Below are 19076 nucleotides of genomic sequence, written 5' to 3' on the forward strand. Positions count from 1 at the left end.
GGCCCAGGGCATGCGCGAGCTGCGCCTGGCGCCTGCCGCCGCGGCGCCCGCCGGTGCGACGGTCACCCTCGATGCCAAGCGCCAGCTGCTGCGGCAGGCCGTGCAGGCGGGCGGTTTCGAATGCTTGGCCCTGCTCGGCCGCGGCCTGCACCGTTTCACGCACGAACCCAGCCACCGCGCGCTGGCCTCGGCGCGCGACGCGCGCGACCTGTTCGAGCGCTGGGGGCGGCTGGAGCGCTACATCCACTCCCGTCACCGCGTGCAGATCGTCACCATGGCCGACGGCCAGGCGCAGCTGCGCCATGTGTCGCTGCGCGCGCAGGCGCCGCCGCAGGCAGCGGAGGACCTGGTCGTGCTGGGCGTGCTGGTGGCCTTTCTGCAAGCCTGCGGGCATCGCGGCCTCATCGCTTGGGCGGGTGAGGCGCGTGTCTACCCCGACTGCGACGCCGCGGCGCTGGCGGTTGCGATCGGCCAACGCGCCAGCCAGGCATGGCGAATTGAATGGACCGCGCATGCCGCGCCGCCGCTGCCGGCCGGTGCGGTGCCGCAGGAGCTGGCACCCGATGCGGCCTGGCCTGGCGACGTCAAGGCGCTGTTCAACGGCTTGGTCAACCGCCTGCCCGCCGCGCCCGGCATGGACGAACTGGCTCGCGAACTGGGCCGTGCCCGGCGCAGCCTGCAGCGCGAACTGCAGCGACAGGGCACGGGCTTTCGGCCGCTGCTGGCCGAGGCGCGCTACCGCGCTGCCGGCTGGTGGCTGATGCAGACCGCGACGGCGCTGGCCGAAATCGGCTTCCTGTGCGGCTATGCCGACCAATCGCACTTCACGCGCGAGTTCCGCCTGCGCAGCGGTCTGACGCCGGCGGACTACCGGCGCCACTTCGCGGCCGGTGGCTGAGGCTCAGGCCAGCCTGCCCAGCGCCGCGATCAGCTTGGCCCGGGCCGCCGGGTCGTTGACCGCCTCGGCCAGCCGGTTGAAGAACACCGCGCGGCTGTCCGTGCCACTGGCGGCGCGCTTGACCAGCACCTTGGCGATGGGCCCGACATGCTGGGCCAGCAGGGTCTGGGCCTTGTCCATGACCGCCTCGTTCAGCGGCCCGCCGATGGCCGTGCCCGAGGCCGAGCCGGCTGAGCCCAAGGAACCCGGCGAGCCCTTGGAGCCACCGGCCGAAGGCGCGCCGGCCGTGCCGCCGGCGGTGCGATGCTGGCCGCCGGTGACCAGGCTGGCCTGACCCAGGAAGGCGTCGCGCGCGCGCGGGTCGGTGACCTGCTCGGCGAGCCTGCTGTAGAGCTCGTTGATGTCCGCACATTCACGCGCCGCGCGGCGCACGAGCACGCTGGCCAGCGGGCCGACATGCTTGGCCAGCGTCAGCTCGGCCTGGGTGAGCTGGGCCTTGTCCCAGTGCGAAGGCGTCGGGGCGCTGGCGGTGCCGGCGCTGGAGCTGGGCAACGAGGTGCCGGCTGTCGACGGCGGTGCGACGGTGGGCGTGGCCAGCGGCTGAGCCGCGCGCGGCCGCGGCGGCGCCAGCATCACGGTCTTTTCCCAGGCGGTGTCGTCGATGCCCTGCCCGGCGCCGTCGACCAGGGCCTGCTTGAAGTCCTCGGCGCTCGAGAAGCGGTCCTCGGCGCGCTTGGCCAGGGCCCGGGCAATGATGGTGTCGAACCAGCCGGGGCGTTCGGCGCCTTCCACCATCGACGGCGGCAGTGGCATCTCGTTGACGACCTTGTACATCAGGGCCTCGGTCGTGCCGGCGAACGGTGCGCGGCCGGTCAGCAGCTGGTAGAGCACGACGCCGGCGCCGTAGATGTCGACGCGCCGGTCCATCGGCTTGCCGAGGAACTGCTCGGGCGCCATGTGGCTGGGCGTGCCCACCATGTAATGGGTCTGGGTGAGGTGGGTGCTCTCGATGCGGGCGATGCCGAAGTCGGCCACCTTGAGCCGCCCGGCCGTCGTCATGATGATGTTGGCGGGCTTGATGTCGCGATGCCAGACGCCCTTGTCGTGCGCATGATGCAGGGCATCCAGCAGCTGGCTCATGATGCCGGGGATGTCGGTATCGGTGAACCTGACCTTGGCGCTGAGATAACTCGCCAGCGAGCGGCCTTCGACGAACTCCATCGCGATGTAGGCGACGTTCTCGGCGCGGCCGAAGTCGTAGACGGCGACGATGCCGGGGTGCATCAGCCGGCCGGCGGCCTGGGCTTCGTTGCGAAAGCGCGAGGCCGGCGCGCCGGGACTGTCGTCGTCGGCGTCGAGATGGGTGCGGATGGTCTTGAGCGCCACCGTGCGCTGGATGTCGGGGTCGAAGCCCTTGTAGACGACGCCCATCGCGCCCTCACCGAGGACCTCGGTGATGCGGTACTTGCCGAGCTGAGTCGGGTGAGTCACGTGAGCCCCTCATAGCGCGGGTACGCGGGCCGGTCCCCCGAGGGGATGGCGATGCTTGCCGGGTCGACCGGCAAGCACATCGCCGCGCGGGCCGGCTTGGGAGCGGCCCGGCGCTCGGCCCGACGGCCAACGTTCAAAAGGGCGACTTCATCAGGCATCGAGGAGTTTCATGGCTTGCACGACGCTGGCGCGCATGCGCGAGAAGGAGTCGGAGAGGGTGGCGATCTCGTCCCTGCCCGAGGCCGCGAACTCGGGGGCATCCAGGTCGCCCTGGCTGACGCGGTCGGCCAGCGCCGACAGCCGCGTGACGGGGCGCACGACCAGCATCCAGACCATGATGTTGAGCACGATGCCGACGATGATGAAGACGCCGACCAGCGAGGTGATGAAGACCTTGAAGACCTGGTCAGCCCGCTGCATGGGCACGCCCAGCGGCACGGAGACGATCTGCGCGCCGATGACCTCGTTGAGGTTCCAGCCGAAGCCGTTGGCGGGGCCGTACTTGGCGACCATGGTGGCTGGTGCGGCGTCCACGCTGCTGTGGCAGCTCAGGCAGGCCGGGTCGGTGATGCGCAGCGGCCGGGCGATGTAGAGCGACGTACCGGCGGGGGTGTCGCGCGTGCCGACGGTCTCCTTCAACTCGGCCGAGGTGCGGAACTGGCCGACGATGTCGACCTCCCAGCTGGTGGCGCGGTCGCGCGGGTTGGTGGGGTTGAGGGTCGCCTCCTTGTAGGCGAACTCGGGGTGCTTGGCCAGCAGCGCGTTCAGCACCTCGGTGGCGGCATAGCTGGGCACCGTCTGGGGCAGGAACTCATGCGCCATCTGCGAGGCCAGCAACGGTTGGACCTGGGTGTTGGTGTACGCCCGCACGGCCAGCGCCTTCTCCATCAGCATGCGCGCACTGCCGACCACCTCCTGCTGGGCGTTGTCCTGCAGCAGGCTGCGGGCGATGTAGCCGCTGACGGCGATACCCAGGCTCATGACGAGCAGGTAGACCAGATTGAACTTGGCGAGCAGCTTCATGGTGATTCTTTCCCCGAGGGCGGCATCGTAGTGCGCCGATATGGCTGGGTGACAGCCCGCTTGCTCCCGGTTCCCTGGCGGAATGCACATAAAAAAGGGCGCCGGACCGAAGTCGGGCGCCCTGAAGCGGTGTGGAAGAGGTTTCTGCCCTTTCAGCCCTTCACGCAGACGACCTGCTTGAGGGTGTGCACCACGTCCACCAGCTCGCGCTGGGCGGCCATGACGGCGTCGATGTCTTTGTAGGCGGCCGGCGTCTCATCGATGACGTCCTTGTCCTTGCGACACTCGACGCCCTCGGTCGCGGCGCGGTGGTCGGCCAGCGTGAACTGCCACTTGGCGTCGCCGCGGCTCATCACGCGGCCGGCGCCGTGCGAACAGCTCTCGAACGACTCCGGGTTGCCTTTGCCGCGCACGATGTAGCTGCGCGCGCCCATGCTGCCGGGGATGATGCCCAGCTGTCCCGCCTTGGCGCTCACCGCGCCTTTGCGGGTCAGCCAGACCTGCTGGCCAAAGTGCGTTTCCTTCTGCACATAGTTGTGGTGGCAGTTCACCGCCTCGATGTGGGCCTGGAAGTTCTTGTGGATGACGGTCTTGGCCGCCTCGATGACGCGCTTCATCATCACCTCGCGGTTGGTGGCCGCGAACTTCTGCGCCCAGCCGACCGCGCGTACGTAGTCGCCGAAGTAGCGGCTGCCTTCCTCGAAATAGGCCAGGTCGCGGTCGGGCAGATTCGCCTGGTGGCGCAGCGCGTCCTGCTTGGCCAGCTCGATGAACATGGTGCCGATGAAGTTGCCCACGCCGCGCGAGCCCGAGTGCAGCATGAACCACACGGCGCCGGCCTCATCCAGGCAGACCTCGATGAAGTGGTTGCCCGAGCCCAACGTGCCGAGGTGCTGGATGTGCTTGGTCTTGGCGATCTTGGGGTAGTCACGACACAGCGCGGTGAACTCGGGCTCCAGCTGCGCCCAGGCCGTGTTGACCGAGCCCGGCGGCTTCTGCCAGGCGCCCGGGTCGCGGTTGCCGGGGGCGCGGCCGTGGGGCACGGCGCGCTCGATGGCGGTGCGCAGCGGACCGAGGTTGTCGGGCAGGTCCTCGGCCCTCAGCGTCGTCTTGCAGGCCATCATGCCGCAGCCGATGTCCACACCGACGGCGGCCGGGATGATGGCCTTGACGGTGGGGATGACCGAGCCGACGGTCGCGCCGATGCCGAAATGCACGTCCGGCATCGCGGCGATGTGCCTGAAGACGATGGGCAGGCGGGCCGCGTTCTGCAACTGGCGCTTGGCCTGCGGCTCGACGGGTACGCCCTGCGTCCACATCTTCAGCGGCACGCCGCCGGGGACGTCTTCGTGGATGTGTTGGGGTTGCATGTGTTTTCTCCTTGCGCGGCTGGCTCGGCCATCAGGCCACGTGCAGGGCACCGCGCCTGATGCGCTTGCCTGCTCGCTCGATGCGGTGCCAGCCGCTGTTGCCGTTCAGGGTGATCCAGCGCCGTTTCCCGGCGCGGTAGAACCAGTCCTTGTCCTGTTGGTAGTAGACCTGGGCGCCGATGGACTCCCAGATGTTGACGATCTCGTTGCTGTGCACGAGGCGGCGGGGGTGAGCCTTGCCTGGTGCGGCAGACCCGTTGAGGACTCAGCTGAGGCGAGATCCTTTGGGCAGGCGCGCAGCCAGCCCGTCGTGCACGTCCGCGCGGATATGCCGGCCCTTCAGGATGAAGTCCTCGAAGCGGCTGGGCACGAAGGGCGCGAACAGCAGCGGCATGCGGGCTTCGTCCGGTGTGCGGGCGGCCTTGCGGGAGTTGCAGGCGCGGCAGGCCGCGACCGTGTTCATCCAGCTCAAGGGGCCGCCGCGGCTGGCCGGGACGATGTGGTCCACGGTCAGCGCACGAGGGTCCTGGACGGCGCCGCAATAGGCGCAGGTGTGCCGGTCGCGCTTGAGCAGCTTGCCCTTGCGGAAGCTCGGCACGACGTCGAAGAGGTTGAGCCTCGATGCGCCGCGCAAGGCCACGATCGGCGGCACGGCCAGCCTGGACTGACGACCGGTGGTCGCGTTGACGCCGCCTCGCAGCACGGTCAGCGGCTGTTCGCCGGCGCTCCAGACCACCGAGCCGGTGGCGACCAGGCAGGCAGCCTGCTCCACCGAAATCCAGGCCTGGGGCAGGCCGGTGATGTCCAACTGCAAAACGTCGTGCATGGTGACCTCCTTTCAGTCTGGGCATGGTTGAGGGCGGCGCGCCGATCAGCGTTGGTAGTGAGCGCGGTTCACGCCGTCGAAAGCAGCCGCTGCGCAGGGGGCTTTTTTCATGATGGGCTCCGGTGGTGACGGTTGTCGGTGACGGGTTCCGACGCCGCCCAATCGTTGCGGCCGGTTTGCGCCTCTCGCGGCGTGAGTTCGCCGCGGGGCTTGGGTCAGGTCGATTGACCATCTCGGCTGTGTCCACACGCGACGCGACCGGCCTGCGCAAGCCAGTGATGCGTCGCTGCACGCGACAGGCGGCCGCCCGAGCGCACATGCACACCGGGCCGGCCGGTGCTTGTGCGTGGGCACACCCGAGATGGGGCAGGGCCGCCGAGGACGAGCCTCGGCGCCTGCCGGTTTTGAGCGCCGCGCCGATGGGGTCGGGCAGCACTCGATGCGAGTTGTGAAAGAGCAGGCGCTGCGTTTAGGCAGCCGCGCCAAGGCGACCTCGGCGCTTGAACAGCGGAAAAAACGAAAGGCCCGGTTCCTTGCGGATACCGGGCCTCATGTGAGCGTGGAAGGGCGGCGCTAGCCGGGTCCTTCTCCCGATGTGTGGGTGTCATCACCCTCACGACCGAAGTCGTGGGCGCAGGCGACCGGGGCGGACATGCCCGCCGGCTGCCATCCCTGCGCCAGCAACGCGGCATCGCACCGGCTCAGGGAGCCGGCGAGGTCGATGACGGTGGCGAGATGGCGGTTCATGGCAGGGCGCGAAAGCGGCTCGGTCGTTGTTTGGGGTGATGGGGAAAGCTCAAGTGCCTTGAGCGAATCCGCGCATTGTTAAGAATGTTCACGGCATCGGTCAAGTGCGGCGCGCCACCTAGAATGCATGTGAAGTGTTTTCACAACACTCCGCCCAACACAGCCACCCGTGTCCAGCCCCGCCACCATCCGCCGCCTCAACGCCCTCGCGTTGTTCCAGACCTTTGCCGAAGAGCGCATCACCGTTGGCGACCCGCCCAAGGGCCTGGAGGCCGCGTGGGCGGCGCGCATCGGCGTCAGCGGCGCGACATGGTCGATGGCCAAGAGCGGCGCCCGCCCGATCGGCGACAAGCTGGCGCGCCAGATCGAGCACCACGGCGACAAGCCGTCCGGCTGGCTCGACGAGGAACGCGAACCCACGGGCCTGACGGCCGCCGAGCAGCAGTTCCTGGCGCTGGCGCTGAAGATCTACCGCGGCACCAACAGCGACGGGCGCAAGCGGCTCAGGCAGTCGCTGAAGGAGTTCGGCAGCCGCTAGCCTGGGCTTGCGCCCGGGTTCAAACGCCCGCGGCGTCCAGCTCGCTGCCGATGCGTTGCAGCCAGACGCGCACGCGCTGCCGGTCCAGCAGCCCCAGGCCGCCCGGCCCCTGCAAGGCGGCCCAGAAGCTCGCACCGGCGCCGTCCACCTTCTGCAGCAGCGAGTCCGGCAGCTTGCGCAGATGGATCACGCGGGCGCCCTGCGCCTGCGCCCGCTCCAGCAGGCCGCTGGCGGCCAGCAGCTCAAAGCGTTCACCGCGCACCTCGTTGAGCACCATGACCAGGGGCAGCGCGGCGGCAGGGCCGTCCAGCCAGGCGCGCAGCAGGTCGGTCGAATCGCGGCCCGCGTCCATCACATGCCAGTAGTTGAGCTGCACGCCGAGTTCGGCGGCCACGTCGGCCGCGCCGGCCTCCTCCAGCCAGCGCGTCAGTGCGCCCTGGGTCTGCGCGGCCAGGTCGACGAGCACGCGGCGCCCCGGCTGTTCAGCGGCGGCTTCGATGACGGGATCAAGGCTGTCGTGGGCGTCCAGCAGCAACGGCGCGGCGAAGTCGGTGTAGTAGCGCGTCAGCGCGCCGTGCGAGCGGTCGGTGTCGAAGCCCAGGAAAGGCAGGCCGCGGTCGATGAAATGCTGGGCCAGCACGCGGGCGACCAGCGATTTGCCGACGCCCCCTTTCTCGCCGCCGATGAAGTGGATCTGGCTCATGGACTGCTTGTTCGTTGAAGTCCGGGCCATGGTAGTCCAGCGCGGTCGACAGCCCTGTGTCAGCGCCCCCGGCGGGCACCCGCGCCATACTGCGGCACCATGCGCATCCTGCTCGTAGAAGACGACGAACAACTCGTCGAGACCACCGCCCGCGCGCTGCGCTCCCAGGGCTGGGTGGTGGACTGCACCGCCCGCGGTGAGCCGGTGCCGCGCTCGCTGCGCGAGGACGCCTACGACCTGCTCATCCTGGACATCGGGCTGGCCGGCGTCGACGGGTTCGAGACGCTGCGCCGCGTGCGCGCCGATGGCCTGGCGGTGCCGGTGCTGATCCTGACCGCGCGCGACGCCGTCGAAGACCGTGTGCGCGGGCTTGAAGGCGGGGCCGACGACTATCTCGTCAAGCCGTTCGCGCTGACGGAACTGGTCGCCCGCGCCCGCGCGCTGGTGCGCCGCAGCCAAGCGCGCACCAGCAACCAGCTGCAGCTCGCGCGCCTTCGCATCGACCAGGAGGCGCGCCGCGCCTACATCGATGGCGAGCCGCTGCCGCTGTCGGCGCGCGAATGGGACGTGCTCGGCTTCTTGATGGCGCGCGCCGGCAAGGTGGTGCCCAAGGAGCACATCGCGCTGGCCAGCAATGCCTGGGACCAGGGCGTCAGCGACAACGCCATCGAGGTCTGCCTGTCGCGCCTGCGCGCCAAGATCGAACCCGGCGGCGTGCAGCTGCGCACCGTGCGCGGCCTGGGCTACCTGCTTGAGGAAATAGGCTGACCCCAGTGGCCAAGCCGGCGCGGTCCAGCCTGCAGCGCCGGCTGTTCGGCTGGCTGATGCTGCCGCTGCTGGTGGCGCTGCCGCTGCTGGGCTGGGCGCTGTTCGGGCAAGTGCAGCAAAGCGCGCAGGGCTGGCTCGATGAAGGCCTGGAGGACACGGCCCTGACGCTGGCCGGCCAGATCGACCTGCGCAGCGGCGAGCCGCGTGTCGACGTCAGCGCGACGATGGACCGGGCGCTGCGCTTTGACCGCCAGGACGATGTCTTCTATCTCGTGCTGGCGCCGGGTGGCCAGGTACTGCAGGGCGATGCCGGCCTGACTGATCTGCAGCCGCGGCCGCCGGCGCAGGCGGCCGGCGGCGTCTGGTATGGCGATGTCCGGCTGCGCGACCGTGAATTGCGCCTGGTGCAGCTGGGTGCCGCCTGCGGTGCTGGCGCCTGCCAGGTGCTGGTGGCCGAGACCCTGCACAAGCGCGACGCGCTGCAGCGCCAGATTGGCAGCCTGGTGGCGCTGAGCGGCCTGGGCCTGGTGGCGCTGCTGGCCCTGGCCGCCTGGTGGGCCATCCGCCAGGGGCTGGCGCCGCTGACGGGCCTGAGCGTGGAACTCGAGCACCGCGACCTGCACCGACTGACCCCGCTGACTGCCAGCCTGCCGCGCGAGCTGGTGCCGCTGCAGGCGGCGTTCAACCGCCTGTTCGAGCGCCTGGGCCGTGCGGCCGGCGCGCAGCGCGAATTCCTGGCCGACGCCGCCCACCAGCTGCGCACGCCGCTGACCTCGCTGCAGACCGAGATCGAGCTGGCGATGCTGGAGCCGCACGATCCGCGCATGGACCCGCTGCTGGAGCGGCTGCGCCAGCGCGTCGTGCGCAGCGCCCGCCTGGCCCAGCAGCTGCTGTCACTGGCGCGCGCCGAGGACCGCCGCGTCGACATCGGCAATGCGCTGGACCTGCGCGACATCGCCACCGAGTGCGGTCAGGACTGGGCCCACCGCGCCCTGCCCATCGGCGTGGACCTCGGCTTCGAGCTGGCCGAGGCGCCCGCGCTGGGCGATGCCTTCCTGCTGCGCGAGCTGCTGGAGAACCTGGTCCACAACGCCGTCAGCTATGCCGGTGCCGGCGCGCGCATCACGGTGCGCTGCGGCAGTGGGCACGATGGGTCCTGGCTGGAGGTCGAGGACAACGGGCCGGGCATCCCGACCGCGGAGCGCCCCGTGGTCATGCAGCGCTTTCGCCGCGGTGAAAGCGCCAAGGGCACCGGCAGCGGCCTGGGCCTGGCCATCGCGGCCGACATCGCCGCGCGCCACGGCGGCCGGCTGGACATGCTGGACGCCCACGCCGGCCCGGGGCTGCGCGCGCGCCTCAGCCTGCCGCCGCTGCCGTCGCTGCCATCGGATCAAGGGCCAGCTGCTTGAACAGGTTCATCGCAACGACGACGCGCCGTCCCGGTGTCGCGGGCACCTCGTGCATGGTGATGCCGGGAAACATGATCAGCGTGGCCGGCCGAGGCTGGTAGGCGCTGGTCTTGGAGAACACCAGCGGCGCGCAGCCGGCTTCAGCCTCCAGGTAGACGACGCAGCTCAGGTCGGCCGGAAAGTGGTTGTGCGGCGCGGTGTAGTCAGCCTCTTCATAGATGGCGCCCCAGCAGTGCGTGACGATCAGGTCCAGCCCCAGCTTGCCGAAATCGCCCGACCAGGCCTTGGGCGCGGCTGCCTTCGCGATCTCCACCACGCTGGCGCACAGGGGCAGCAGCTTGGGTGAGAGCATGTGGCTCTTCCAGGGGCTCATGTAGGCCGCCTTCACATTCGACTCGGGCGACTGCGGGTGGCTGATGCGCAATTCGTCGATGGCCTCGCGAGCCAGCCGCAGCCGGTCGGCGATGGGGGCCAGCTCGGCAATGATGACGGGCAGCTCCGTCTGGATGCTGGCGCCCACCACGTGGACGGATTCAGGGGCGGGCTCGGACAGGCTCATGCCGCGATTCTGGCCGCAGGGCCGCGCCCCCAAGGGTTGAAAAGGCCGGTCAGCCGAGCGCTTCGTACAGCGCCTGCATTTCCTGCGTCAGCTTGTGGCGTGCGTCCAGGTGGACCATAGGCCGGCTCAGCTCATGCGACTCCTTGACCTTGACGCTGCTCGACAGATAGGGCTGCAATACCGGCAGACCTTCGTCCAGCAGTTCCTGTACGACGCGCTGCGGCAGCGACGCGCGGGCCTGGAACTGGTTGACGACGATGCCCTCGACGCGCAGTTCGGGCGCGTGGTCGGCACGGATTTCCTCGACGGTCTCCAGCAGGCCGTAGAGCGCGCGGCGTGAGAAGTCATCGCAGTCGAAGGGAATCAGGCAGCCCTGCGCCGCGATCAGCGCCGAGCGTGTGTAGAAGTTCAGCGCCGGCGGCGTGTCGATCCAGATCTCGTCGTACTGGTCATCCAGCAGCTGCAGGGCGTTCCTGAGCTTGTAGATCTTGTAGCGACTCTCCAGCTTGCTGTGCAGCTCGTCCAGCTCGGGCGAAGCCGGCATCACATGCAGGTTCTCCCACGGGCTCTCGACGACGAAGGCGCTGGCGTCGGTCTCGCGCACACTGAACTTCAGCGTCTCGGCAAAGAAGGCCGCCGAGCCGGCATGACCTTCATCGGCCGCGTCGCCGAGCAGATAACGCGTCGTGTTGCCCTGGCAGTCCAGGTCGATGACCAGCACACGCTGGCCGCTGGCCGCGGCAATCGCCGCGAGGTTGCTGGTGATCGTGGACTTGCCCACGCCACCCTTCTGGTTGAACACGACTCGCCGCATCGCCGACTCCGTTGCTGCTGGATGCGACGATTGTGCACTGCACAAAAGTCAGTGGGCGACGCTGGGCTGAGGGTTGAGCGGGTGGGCGATGCCGCCGTCGCCGTAGGTGCGCACCACCTCGGCGATGACCACCTGGTAGCCCTTGAGCCAGCGCGCCTGCGCCTGCTTGGCTTCGCGGTGGGCCGGGTGGCTCATCAGCTGCTGCAGGGCCTCCATCGAATCCCAGTAGTAGACGTTGGAGATCAGGCCGGTGGCCGAGTTCTCCCAGGCCTCCTCGCCAAGATAGCCGGGGATGGCGCGGGCCAGCGCGGCAATGCGCTCGTCCAGGGCGAAGAACTCGGCGTCGTAGTCCCTTTTGGCGAAGGTGAAGGTGGAGGTGAACATCAGTTGACGGTCGAGAGCGCGCGTTCGACAAAGCGCCGCGGCACCGTGGTCTTGGGCACCCGCACCGGGAACCAGCTGCGGATGTCGCTGTCCACGCCGATGCCGTGCATGAAGTTGTAGAGGCCTTTCTTGAGCCCCTGGCCGAGGCCGTCGTGGTCGGTGGGCGTCGGGTCGATGAAGGCGATGTCGTTCTTCGCGAAGCGGCCGTCCGCCGGCAACGGCTGCAGCGTGACGCCGTAGTCCGCCGGGTTCATGCCGACCGGCGAATGCACCGTGCAGGCAAAGCGGTGGAAGAAGCCGCTGTGGATGCAGCCGTTCTCGAACAGCTGGCGCACGTATTCCAGCGCGTCGACGGTGTCCTGCGTCGTCTGCGTCGGAAAGCCATACATCAGGTAGGCATGCACCAGCACGCCGGCATCCGCGAACGCCTTGGTGACGCGGGCCACCTGCTCGACCGAGACGCCCTTCTTCATCAGCTGCAGCAGCCGGTCCGACGCCACCTCCAGCCCGCCCGAGATCGCGATGCAGCCGCTGTCGGCCAGCAGCTGGCAAAGCTCCGGCGTGAAGGTCTTCTCGAAACGGATATTGCCCCACCACGAGATGGCCACGCCGCGGCGGATCAGCTCCTCTGCCAGCGCTTTCAGCGCCTTGGGCGGCGCAGCCTCGTCGACGAAATGGAAGCCCGTCTGGCCGGTTTCCCGGACGATGGCCTCGATGCGGTCGACCAGCACCTCGGCCGAGGCGGCCTCGTAGCGCGAGATGTAGTCCAGGCTGACGTCGCAGAAGCTGCACTTCTTCCAGTAGCAGCCGTGGGCCACCGTCAGCTTGTTCCAGCGGCCGTCGCTCCACAGCCGGTTCATCGGGTTGAGCATGTCCAGCAGCGACAGATAGCGGTCCAGCGGCAGGCCGTCCCAGGTCGGTGTGCCGACCTCGTCGAAGGGGATGTCGGGTTCGACGAAGTTGGTGTACTTCACCTCTTGGCCGTCGCGCCAGAAGGTGCGCACGAGGCGCGTCTTCGAGCGCTTGCCCGCCACGTGCTCCAGCAGCGCCAGCAGCGGCCGCTCGCCCGCGTCCAGCGTCACATAGTCGACGAAGTCAAAAAGGCGCGGCTCGGCCAGCTCGCGCAGCTCGGTGTTGACGTAGCCGCCGCCGAGCACGACGACCACCTCGGGCCGCGCGGCCTTGATGCTTTGCGCGATGCGCAGGGCGGCGTAGACGGAGCCGGGGAAGGGCACGGACAGCAGCACGACGTCGGGACGGCGCTGCGCCAAAGCGGCGAGCGTGAGGCGCTTGAGCGTGTCATCGACGAGGTTGGGCGGCGCGGCCAGCGCATCGGCCAGCGGATCGAAATGTGCCTGCGCGGCGGCCAGCGATTCGGCGTAGCGCACGAACTCGAAGCGCGCGTCGACCGCATCGCGCAGCACGTCGGCAAGGTCGTTCAGGAACAGCGTCGCCAGATGGCGCGCGCGGTCCTGCAAGCCCAGCGCGCCGAAGGCCCAGGCGAGCGGGTCGCCGCCATCCTCGTCGACGTAGTTGTCCAGCGATGCAAAGCGCGCGCCCTCGGGGAGGAAGGCGCGCGTGTTGATGCGATGCGCCACGGTGGGATCGCGGCCCTGCAGGAAGGCGATGACGCGCGGCGTCGCAGCGGCAATGGTCCCAAACTCGGCGGCGAACCAGGCGGTCTGTGGGGTGCGCCTGGCTTCGGGCAGGGCCAGCACGGCTTCATGCAATTGGGTCAGGCCCACGGGCGTGAACAGCTCCAGAACGAGGGCCAGCGCCAGGTCCACCTGCTGCGCGTCGATGCCGCGCGAGCGCAGGAAACCGGTCAGGTAGGCGGTGGATGGGTAGGGCGTATTCAGCTGGGTCATCGGGGGGATGACGGCGAGCACGCGGGCAGACACGGAAGACATGGCCGGAATTGTCGCGGTACGGTGCCATCGCTCTTTGTCGGTGCTCCTGATGGCTCGCTACGGCGCTCAATACGGGCGCATTCACAAGCTATGGCGAGAAGAGAAGCACGACCTCATCAGGCCGAGCGCGGTGTGGCGGTTTTTCACCGTGTGGCTGTTCGGTTGGGTAACGCTGGGCCTTGTGGCTCTGGGTGTATTGACCAAACGGGGTGTGATCGGCTTTTCCTGACGCGGTGCTGGCTACCGTTTGGCGTCGTGCCGCTTGGACGGGCCGTCGGGTCGCCACCAGCCATCCGGCCATCGCCCATAGCGCTGCCGCTGCTGGCTGGTCAAACCGGCGCTGGCCGGTCCGCGGTGAGCCACCCTGCCAACTTCTCCGCAATCATCAAGGTCGGCGAGTTCGTGTTCCCGCTCGTGATCGTCGGCATCACGCTCGCATCCGCGATGCGCAGGCCGGCCACGCCGCGCACGCGCAGCCGCGAGTCGACGACGGCGCCCTCGTCGTCCTTGCGACCCATCCTGCAGGTGCCTACCGGATGGAAGATGGTCGTCGCGATGTCGCCGGCCAGCCGCGCCAGCTCCTCGTCGGTTTCGAACTGCGGCCCCGGCCTGAACTCCTCGGGCTTGAAGCCCGCCAGCGCCGGCTGGGCGACGATGCGGCGCGTCAGCCGCAGGCTCTGTGCTGCGATGTGGCGGTCGGCATCGGTCGACAGGTAGTTGGGCCGGATGGCCGGGGCCATCGCCGGATCGGGCGAGGTCGCCTGCACCGTGCCGCGGCTGGTCGGGTTCAGGTTGCAGACGCTGGCCGTGAAGGCATCGAAGGCGTGCAGGGGTTCGCCGAAGGCGTCCAGCGACAGCGGCTGCACGTGGTACTCCAGGTCGGGCCAGGTCTTGTCGGGGCTGCTGCGCGTGAAGGCGCCGAGCTGCGACGGCGCCATGCTCAGCGGGCCGCTGCGGCGCAGTGCGAATTCAAGGCCCATCATGGCCTTGCCCAGCAGCGAGGACGAGCGCGTATTCAGCGTCTTGGCGCCCTGCACCTTGTAGACGGCGCGGATCTGCAGATGGTCCTGCAAGTTGGCGCCCACGCCGGGCAGGTCGTTCTCGACCGCGATGCCCAGGTTCTGCAGCAGGGCGGCGGGGCCCAGGCCCGAGAGCTGCAGGATCTGCGGCGAGCCGACGGCGCCGGCGCAGAGGATGACCTCGCCGCCGACGTTCAGCCAGGGCTGCTCGATGCCATGCGGCGTCTGCACCTCCACGCCCGCACAGCGCAGGCCGCTGTCGTCGCGCAGCAGGCGCAGCTTGCGCACCTGGGTGCCCATCCACAGCTCGAAGTTGGGCCGCCCGAAGGTGGTCGGCCGCAGGAAGGCCTTGGCCGCGTTCCAGCGCAGGCCCTTCCTCTGGTTGACTTCGAAATAGCCCACGCCCTCGTTGTTGCCGGCGTTGAAGTCGCTCGTCGCCGGGATGCCGGCCTGGGTGGCGGCGGCGGCAAAGGCGTCGAGGATGGGCCAGCGCAGGCGCTGCTGCTCGACGCGCCACTCGCCCCTGTGGCCATGCGTGGCCGCAAAGCCCTCGGGCGCGGTCTTCGGATCGTCCAGCCGCCAGTGGTTCTCGTGGCGGCGGAAGGCGCGCAGCACGCGCTCCCAGCGCCAGGTGTCGTCGCCGGTGACGTCGGCCCAGTGCTCGTAGTCGCGGCTCTGGCCGCGCATGTAGATCATGCCGTTGATGCTGGAGCTGCCGCCCAGTACCTTGCCGCGCGGGTAGCGCATTGCGCGGCCGTTCAGCCCGGCCTCGGCTTCGGTGCTGAAGCACCAGTCGGTGCGCGGGTTGCCGATGCAGTAGAGATAGCCGACCGGGATGTGGATCCAGTGGTAGTCGTCCTTGCCGCCGGCCTCGATGAGCAGCACGCGCTTGTGCGCGTTGGCGGTGAGCCGGTTCGCAAGCAGGCAGCCGGCGGTGCCGGCGCCCACGATGATGTAGTCGAAACCTTGTTGGGACATGCCCCGAGCGTAATTCACTCGCCTTGGGCATTCCTTTCAGCGCTGGCTCCCAAGCGGTACCAATCCAGCCTGCGCGTCAGCGTCATGACCACCGCCAGCACCGCGAACAGCAGGACCGCGCCGATGACCAGGGCGGTCTGCTCGCGGCTCAGCAGCACATACAGCGCGCCGTACAGCAGCGCGATGCCGCCGCCAAAGGCCGCGCCGCGCAGCCAGCCGCCCAGCATGGCCGCGGCGTACTGCGTCAGCACGGCGGCGGCCGCGCCGGCTGCGATCAGATAGGCCACCAGGAAGGGCAGATGCTCCGACAGGCTCAGCAGCAGCAGGAAGAACAGGCTCAGCGCCATGCCGACCAGCAGGTATTGCACCGGGTGCACGCGCCGGCCCGTCAGCAGCTCGGTCAGGCCGACGGTGACGAAGGTCAGCGCAATGAACAGCAGGCCGTACTTGATGGCGCGGTCGCTCATCACATAGGGGTTCACGGGGTCGATGAGCTCGACGGCCAGCATGTCCAGCCCGGCACTCTTGGCCGACTTGGCCGACTTGGCCAGGTCGGCATAGGTCGCAATGACGCCGTCATGGGCCGACAGGTCCGGCAGCCCGCGCCCGGCTGCGATGTCGGCCACGGCGGTGCTGGCCAGCGAAGAGACCTGCCAGCGCGCCGTGAAGCCGCTGACGCCGACTTGGTGCTCGATGGGCAGGAACTGGCCCGTGAAGCTCGGGTGCGGCCAGCTCGATTGCAGCGAGACCTGGGTGTCGCCTGCGGCGGGCACCAGCCCCAAGCGCTGGCTGCCCACGAGGCTGAGCTTCAGCGACACGGCCAGCGGCTCGTCGGTGCGCAAGTCGGACAGCAGCGCATGCAGCCCGCCGCGAAAGGCCGGGTGTGTGGTGCCCGGAAGCACAGCCAGCTCACGGCCGTCGCGACGCAGCTCGGCCGTGCGGATGCCACGTGTGTCGCTCAGGGCCACGACCACCGCCGGGTCGCTGCAGGTCAACCTGCCGTTGGCATGTTCGGCCTTGGGCAGCAGCGCCGTCGTCGCGTCCCAGCGAGCCTCGATGTTGAGCTGGCTCGCATAGGTGTTGACCTTGAAGAGGCCGCGCTTGCGCACCTCGGGGCCGATGCCGCCGGTGATCTGCAGCTTGGCCGGCGCGGCGACCAACCAGAAGTCCCGCGACTCGACGGCGTCCTTCTTGCTGTCGGTGCCAGGCACCACCCAGCTCTCCTTGCAGGCCTTGACGAGCAGCGGCCCGGCGAGCGCCTGTGCGCCAGCCAATGATTGTTCGACGCTCTGTGCGGCCTCGCGTTGGCGCATCTGTCGCTCACGCACGAGGCCGCCGATTTCGGCGAGCGCGATGCAGAGCAGGGCGGTGACGACGGCCAGGATGGCCAGCTTGGAGAAGGTGGGGTTGAGCTTCATGCCGCCAGCATCGCCAGCAGCGGTGAGGAGATGACGAAGTCTGTGAAGCGAAGGTGAAGTCAGCGAGGAAGGATGAGGCTGACCTTCAGGCCGGGCTCCACCGCCTCGAAAGCCAGCCGCCCGCCATGCAGCTCGGCCACGCGCCGCGCGATGGCCAGGCCCAGGCCCGAGCCCTTGACGAGGCTGCCCGGCCGCGCCGTGGAGAAGAAGCGTTTTCCCAACTGCGCGAAGGCAGCCGGCGGCACACCGGGGCCGTGGTCCCGCAGCGTCAGCCGCACCGTGGTCGGTGTCGTACTGACGGCCAGTTCGAGCGTCGAGCCAGCAGGCGCAAAGTCAATGGCGTTGACGAGCAGATTGCCGAAGGCGAGTTCCAGCAGTGCGGCGTCTGCGTCCACAGCAACGTCCTCACGCACGGTCCAGACAATGCGAAGGGCCTTCTGCGCCAACCGCGGCGTCTGGGGCTCCAGCTGGGTGTCGGCCCAGTCGGCCAGCGCCAGCCGCTGGCGCTCGCCCAGGCCCACCTGCGCCTCTAGCTGCGACAGCGCCAGCACCCGCTCCACCAGCGTCTGCAGTCGCGCGGTCTGGTCCAGCACCTGGGCGGCAAAGCGCTGGCGGTCGGCGGCGGGCAGTTCGTCCCGCAGCAGCTCGCCGCTGGCGCGCAGTGCGGCCAGCGGGCTCTTGAGCTCATGCGTCAGCGCGCGCACGTCGTGCTCCAGCTGCTCGCGGCCCTCCAGCCGGCGGCGCATGTCGTCCATGGCCACGGCCAGCTCACCCAGCTCGCCCGGCATGTCGGGCGGCGCAATCGCCTGGCCGGCCTGGGCCTGCTGGGCATAGCGACGCAGCTTGCGCACCGAGGCCACCAGCCACAGTGTTACCGCCACGCCGACGATGAGGCTGGCCGCCAGCAGCGCAGCACCGGCCCAGAAAACGCGGCGTTCGGCGCGGTCGATGAAGCGCTGCACGCTGGCCACCGGCTTGGCGACGCTGACGACGCCGAGCCGTGCGCCGTCCTTCATCACCGGCGCGGCGACCACGAGCACTGTGCTGCGGTCATCGGCCCCGTAGGCGCGAGAGGACCGGGCACCGTAGTCGCCGCGCAGCGTCAGCGCCACGTCGCGCCACTGCGAATAGTCCTGGCCGACAGCCGAGGGCTGGCCCGAGTCGAGCACGACGCGGCCGGCGGCGTTGGTCACATAGATGCGCAGGTCCAGGCTCTGCTTGCGCACGCCCCAGATCACCACATCGACCTCGCGCTGGGCATAACGCTGCAATTGCGCGGCGAGCCGGCCATCGGGACTGACGCCGCTGGTCGTCAGCTCTTCGGCAGCGACCTCGGCCAGCAGATTGGCCGTGTCCACCATCAGGTCTTCCATGACCTCGCGCACGCTGGGCTTGACCTCGGCCAAGAAGACCTTGAGCAGCAGCACCGCGCTCAAGCCCGCGATCAGGAAGAAGCCGAAGAAGACGCGCAGGCCCAACCGCATCGGCTATGGCTCCAGCGAATAGCCCAGCCCGCGATGCGTCTTGATCGGGTCGCGTGCCGGTGCCGCCTCGCGGAGCTTGGCGCGCAGCGTCTTGATATGGGTGTCGACGGTGCGGTCGGCGCTCTCTGCGCTGCTGCCCCAGACGGCGTCCAGCAGCGCGTCGCGGCTGTGGATGCGTTGCGGTGCGCGCAGCAGGTGGGTCAGCAGGCCCAGCTCCAGCTTGGTGAGGTTGAGCAGCACGCCGTCGAAGCTGACCCGCGTGCCGTCGACGGCAAAGCCTTGGGCCATGGCTGGCATGGGCTGTGCGCGCCGCAGCAGGGCGCGCACTCGGGCGACGAGCTCACGCGGGCTGAAGGGCTTGGCCAGGTAGTCGTCGGCGCCCAGCTCCAGGCCGAGCACGCGATCCATCTCCTCGCTGCGCGCGCTCAGCACGATGACGGGGAGTTGCCGCAGCGGCCCGCTCCTCAGCTCGCGGCACAAGTCCAGTCCGTGGCCGACGGGCAGGCCGATGTCGAGGATGAGCAGGTCGGGCGCCGGCGCCGTGCGCAGGCGCTCGCGCGCCTCCGCCAGCCAGGCGCGCTGCTCCACCGCGAAACCCTCGCGCTGCAGCGCGAACACGACCGTGTCCGCGATGGCCGGGTCGTCCTCCAGCAGCAGCAGGCTGGCGGTCAAGCGCGCCAGCCCCCGGCCAGCGCGGCGACCAACTGCGCGGCCGTGCCCGGCGCGCGGTTGACCGG

Annotated in this window: 20 protein-coding genes; 5 read left to right on the plus strand and 15 right to left on the minus strand. The window is 69.4% G+C overall.

Translation table 11 applies throughout. The annotated features are described in order from the left end of the window. Positions 1-898, plus strand: an 898-nt coding sequence (locus ACT6S0_RS19105) for a helix-turn-helix transcriptional regulator (RefSeq protein ID WP_444765375.1), incomplete at its 5' end; no start/stop codon positions are given. Positions 899-901: 3 nt separating this feature from the next. Here ACT6S0_RS19105 and ACT6S0_RS19110 read toward each other — a convergent pair. From ACT6S0_RS19110 to ACT6S0_RS19135, 6 genes are all read right to left on the minus strand, one after another. Beyond that, a complete protein-coding gene (locus ACT6S0_RS19110; RefSeq protein WP_444765376.1) occupies positions 902-2389 on the minus strand; it encodes a serine/threonine protein kinase in 1488 nt (495 codons plus the stop codon). A gap of 150 nt (positions 2390-2539) precedes the next feature. Then, positions 2540-3412 (minus strand): c-type heme family protein, encoded by an 873-nt coding sequence (locus ACT6S0_RS19115; protein WP_444765377.1) that lies wholly within the window; start codon positions 3410-3412, stop codon positions 2540-2542. 152 nt (positions 3413-3564) lie between these two features. Beyond that, the gene (locus tag ACT6S0_RS19120) at positions 3565-4782 is read right to left on the minus strand and encodes an RtcB family protein (protein ID WP_444765378.1); all 1218 of its coding nucleotides are present in this window, start codon (positions 4780-4782) and stop codon (positions 3565-3567) included. A 31-nt stretch (positions 4783-4813) separates the two neighbouring features. Then, positions 4814-4999 (minus strand): hypothetical protein, encoded by a 186-nt coding sequence (locus ACT6S0_RS19125; protein WP_444765379.1) that lies wholly within the window; start codon positions 4997-4999, stop codon positions 4814-4816. A gap of 48 nt (positions 5000-5047) precedes the next feature. Then, positions 5048-5608 (minus strand): HNH endonuclease, encoded by a 561-nt coding sequence (locus ACT6S0_RS19130; RefSeq protein WP_444765380.1) that lies wholly within the window; start codon positions 5606-5608, stop codon positions 5048-5050. 573 nt (positions 5609-6181) lie between these two features. Beyond that, a complete protein-coding gene (locus tag ACT6S0_RS19135; protein WP_444765381.1) occupies positions 6182-6355 on the minus strand; it encodes a hypothetical protein in 174 nt (57 codons plus the stop codon). A gap of 169 nt (positions 6356-6524) precedes the next feature. Between ACT6S0_RS19135 and ACT6S0_RS19140 the strand changes: the two genes are divergently transcribed. Further along, the gene (locus tag ACT6S0_RS19140) at positions 6525-6893 is read left to right on the plus strand and encodes a hypothetical protein (RefSeq protein ID WP_444765382.1); all 369 of its coding nucleotides are present in this window, start codon (positions 6525-6527) and stop codon (positions 6891-6893) included. A 19-nt stretch (positions 6894-6912) separates the two neighbouring features. Here ACT6S0_RS19140 and ACT6S0_RS19145 read toward each other — a convergent pair whose 3' ends face one another. After that, on the minus strand, positions 6913-7596 hold the full coding sequence (locus tag ACT6S0_RS19145) for a mobilization protein (protein ID WP_444765383.1): 684 nt from the start codon (positions 7594-7596) through the stop codon (positions 6913-6915). A gap of 99 nt (positions 7597-7695) precedes the next feature. On the opposite strand from ACT6S0_RS19145, the gene ACT6S0_RS19150 reads away from it, so the two are divergent. Both ACT6S0_RS19150 and ACT6S0_RS19155 read left to right on the plus strand, forming a co-directional pair. After that, positions 7696-8364 (plus strand): response regulator, encoded by a 669-nt coding sequence (locus tag ACT6S0_RS19150; RefSeq protein ID WP_444765384.1) that lies wholly within the window; start codon positions 7696-7698, stop codon positions 8362-8364. 5 nt (positions 8365-8369) lie between these two features. After that, positions 8370-9773 (plus strand): sensor histidine kinase, encoded by a 1404-nt coding sequence (locus tag ACT6S0_RS19155; RefSeq protein ID WP_444765385.1) that lies wholly within the window; start codon positions 8370-8372, stop codon positions 9771-9773. On the opposite strand, the gene ACT6S0_RS19160 is transcribed toward ACT6S0_RS19155, so the two are convergent. From ACT6S0_RS19160 to ACT6S0_RS19175, 4 genes are read right to left on the minus strand one after another with little or no spacing between them, the layout of a single operon-like run. After that, the gene (locus ACT6S0_RS19160) at positions 9721-10332 is read right to left on the minus strand and encodes a hypothetical protein (RefSeq protein ID WP_444765386.1); all 612 of its coding nucleotides are present in this window, start codon (positions 10330-10332) and stop codon (positions 9721-9723) included. The two genes, ACT6S0_RS19155 and ACT6S0_RS19160, sit on opposite strands and share 53 nt — an antisense overlap. 49 nt (positions 10333-10381) lie before the next feature. Next, on the minus strand, positions 10382-11146 hold the full coding sequence (locus ACT6S0_RS19165; RefSeq protein WP_444765387.1) for a ParA family protein: 765 nt from the start codon (positions 11144-11146) through the stop codon (positions 10382-10384). A 48-nt stretch (positions 11147-11194) separates the two neighbouring features. Further along, a complete protein-coding gene (locus tag ACT6S0_RS19170; RefSeq protein WP_444765388.1) occupies positions 11195-11530 on the minus strand; it encodes an antibiotic biosynthesis monooxygenase family protein in 336 nt (111 codons plus the stop codon). Then, positions 11530-13440, minus strand: coding sequence for a B12-binding domain-containing radical SAM protein (locus ACT6S0_RS19175; RefSeq protein WP_444765389.1), 1911 nt, complete (start codon positions 13438-13440; stop codon positions 11530-11532). The genes ACT6S0_RS19170 and ACT6S0_RS19175 overlap by 1 nt, the downstream gene beginning before the upstream one ends. Between ACT6S0_RS19175 and ACT6S0_RS19180 the strand changes: the two genes are divergently transcribed. Then, complete coding sequence (locus ACT6S0_RS19180) at positions 13439-13669, plus strand: hypothetical protein (RefSeq protein WP_444765390.1); 231 nt, start codon at positions 13439-13441, stop codon at positions 13667-13669. The two genes, ACT6S0_RS19175 and ACT6S0_RS19180, sit on opposite strands and share 2 nt — an antisense overlap. A 100-nt stretch (positions 13670-13769) precedes the next feature. Here the strand turns inward: ACT6S0_RS19180 and ACT6S0_RS19185 are convergent, their stop codons facing one another. From ACT6S0_RS19185 to ACT6S0_RS19200, 4 genes are read right to left on the minus strand one after another with little or no spacing between them, the layout of a single operon-like run. Then, positions 13770-15437 (minus strand): GMC family oxidoreductase, encoded by a 1668-nt coding sequence (locus tag ACT6S0_RS19185; RefSeq protein ID WP_444765391.1) that lies wholly within the window; start codon positions 15435-15437, stop codon positions 13770-13772. A gap of 14 nt (positions 15438-15451) precedes the next feature. Beyond that, on the minus strand, positions 15452-16855 hold the full coding sequence (gene creD / locus ACT6S0_RS19190; protein ID WP_444765392.1) for a cell envelope integrity protein CreD: 1404 nt from the start codon (positions 16853-16855) through the stop codon (positions 15452-15454). A 59-nt stretch (positions 16856-16914) separates the two neighbouring features. Continuing rightward, the gene (gene creC, locus ACT6S0_RS19195) at positions 16915-18339 is read right to left on the minus strand and encodes a two-component system sensor histidine kinase CreC (protein ID WP_444765393.1); all 1425 of its coding nucleotides are present in this window, start codon (positions 18337-18339) and stop codon (positions 16915-16917) included. A gap of 3 nt (positions 18340-18342) precedes the next feature. Then, positions 18343-18957: a winged helix-turn-helix domain-containing protein gene (locus ACT6S0_RS19200; RefSeq protein ID WP_444765394.1), complete on the minus strand. Its 615-nt coding sequence runs from the start codon at positions 18955-18957 to the stop codon at positions 18343-18345. Positions 18958-19076: the final 119 nt, after the last annotated feature.

It is taken from the genome of Roseateles sp., from assembly GCF_052436255.1.
GTDB lineage: Bacteria > Pseudomonadota > Gammaproteobacteria > Burkholderiales > Burkholderiaceae_C > Pelomonas.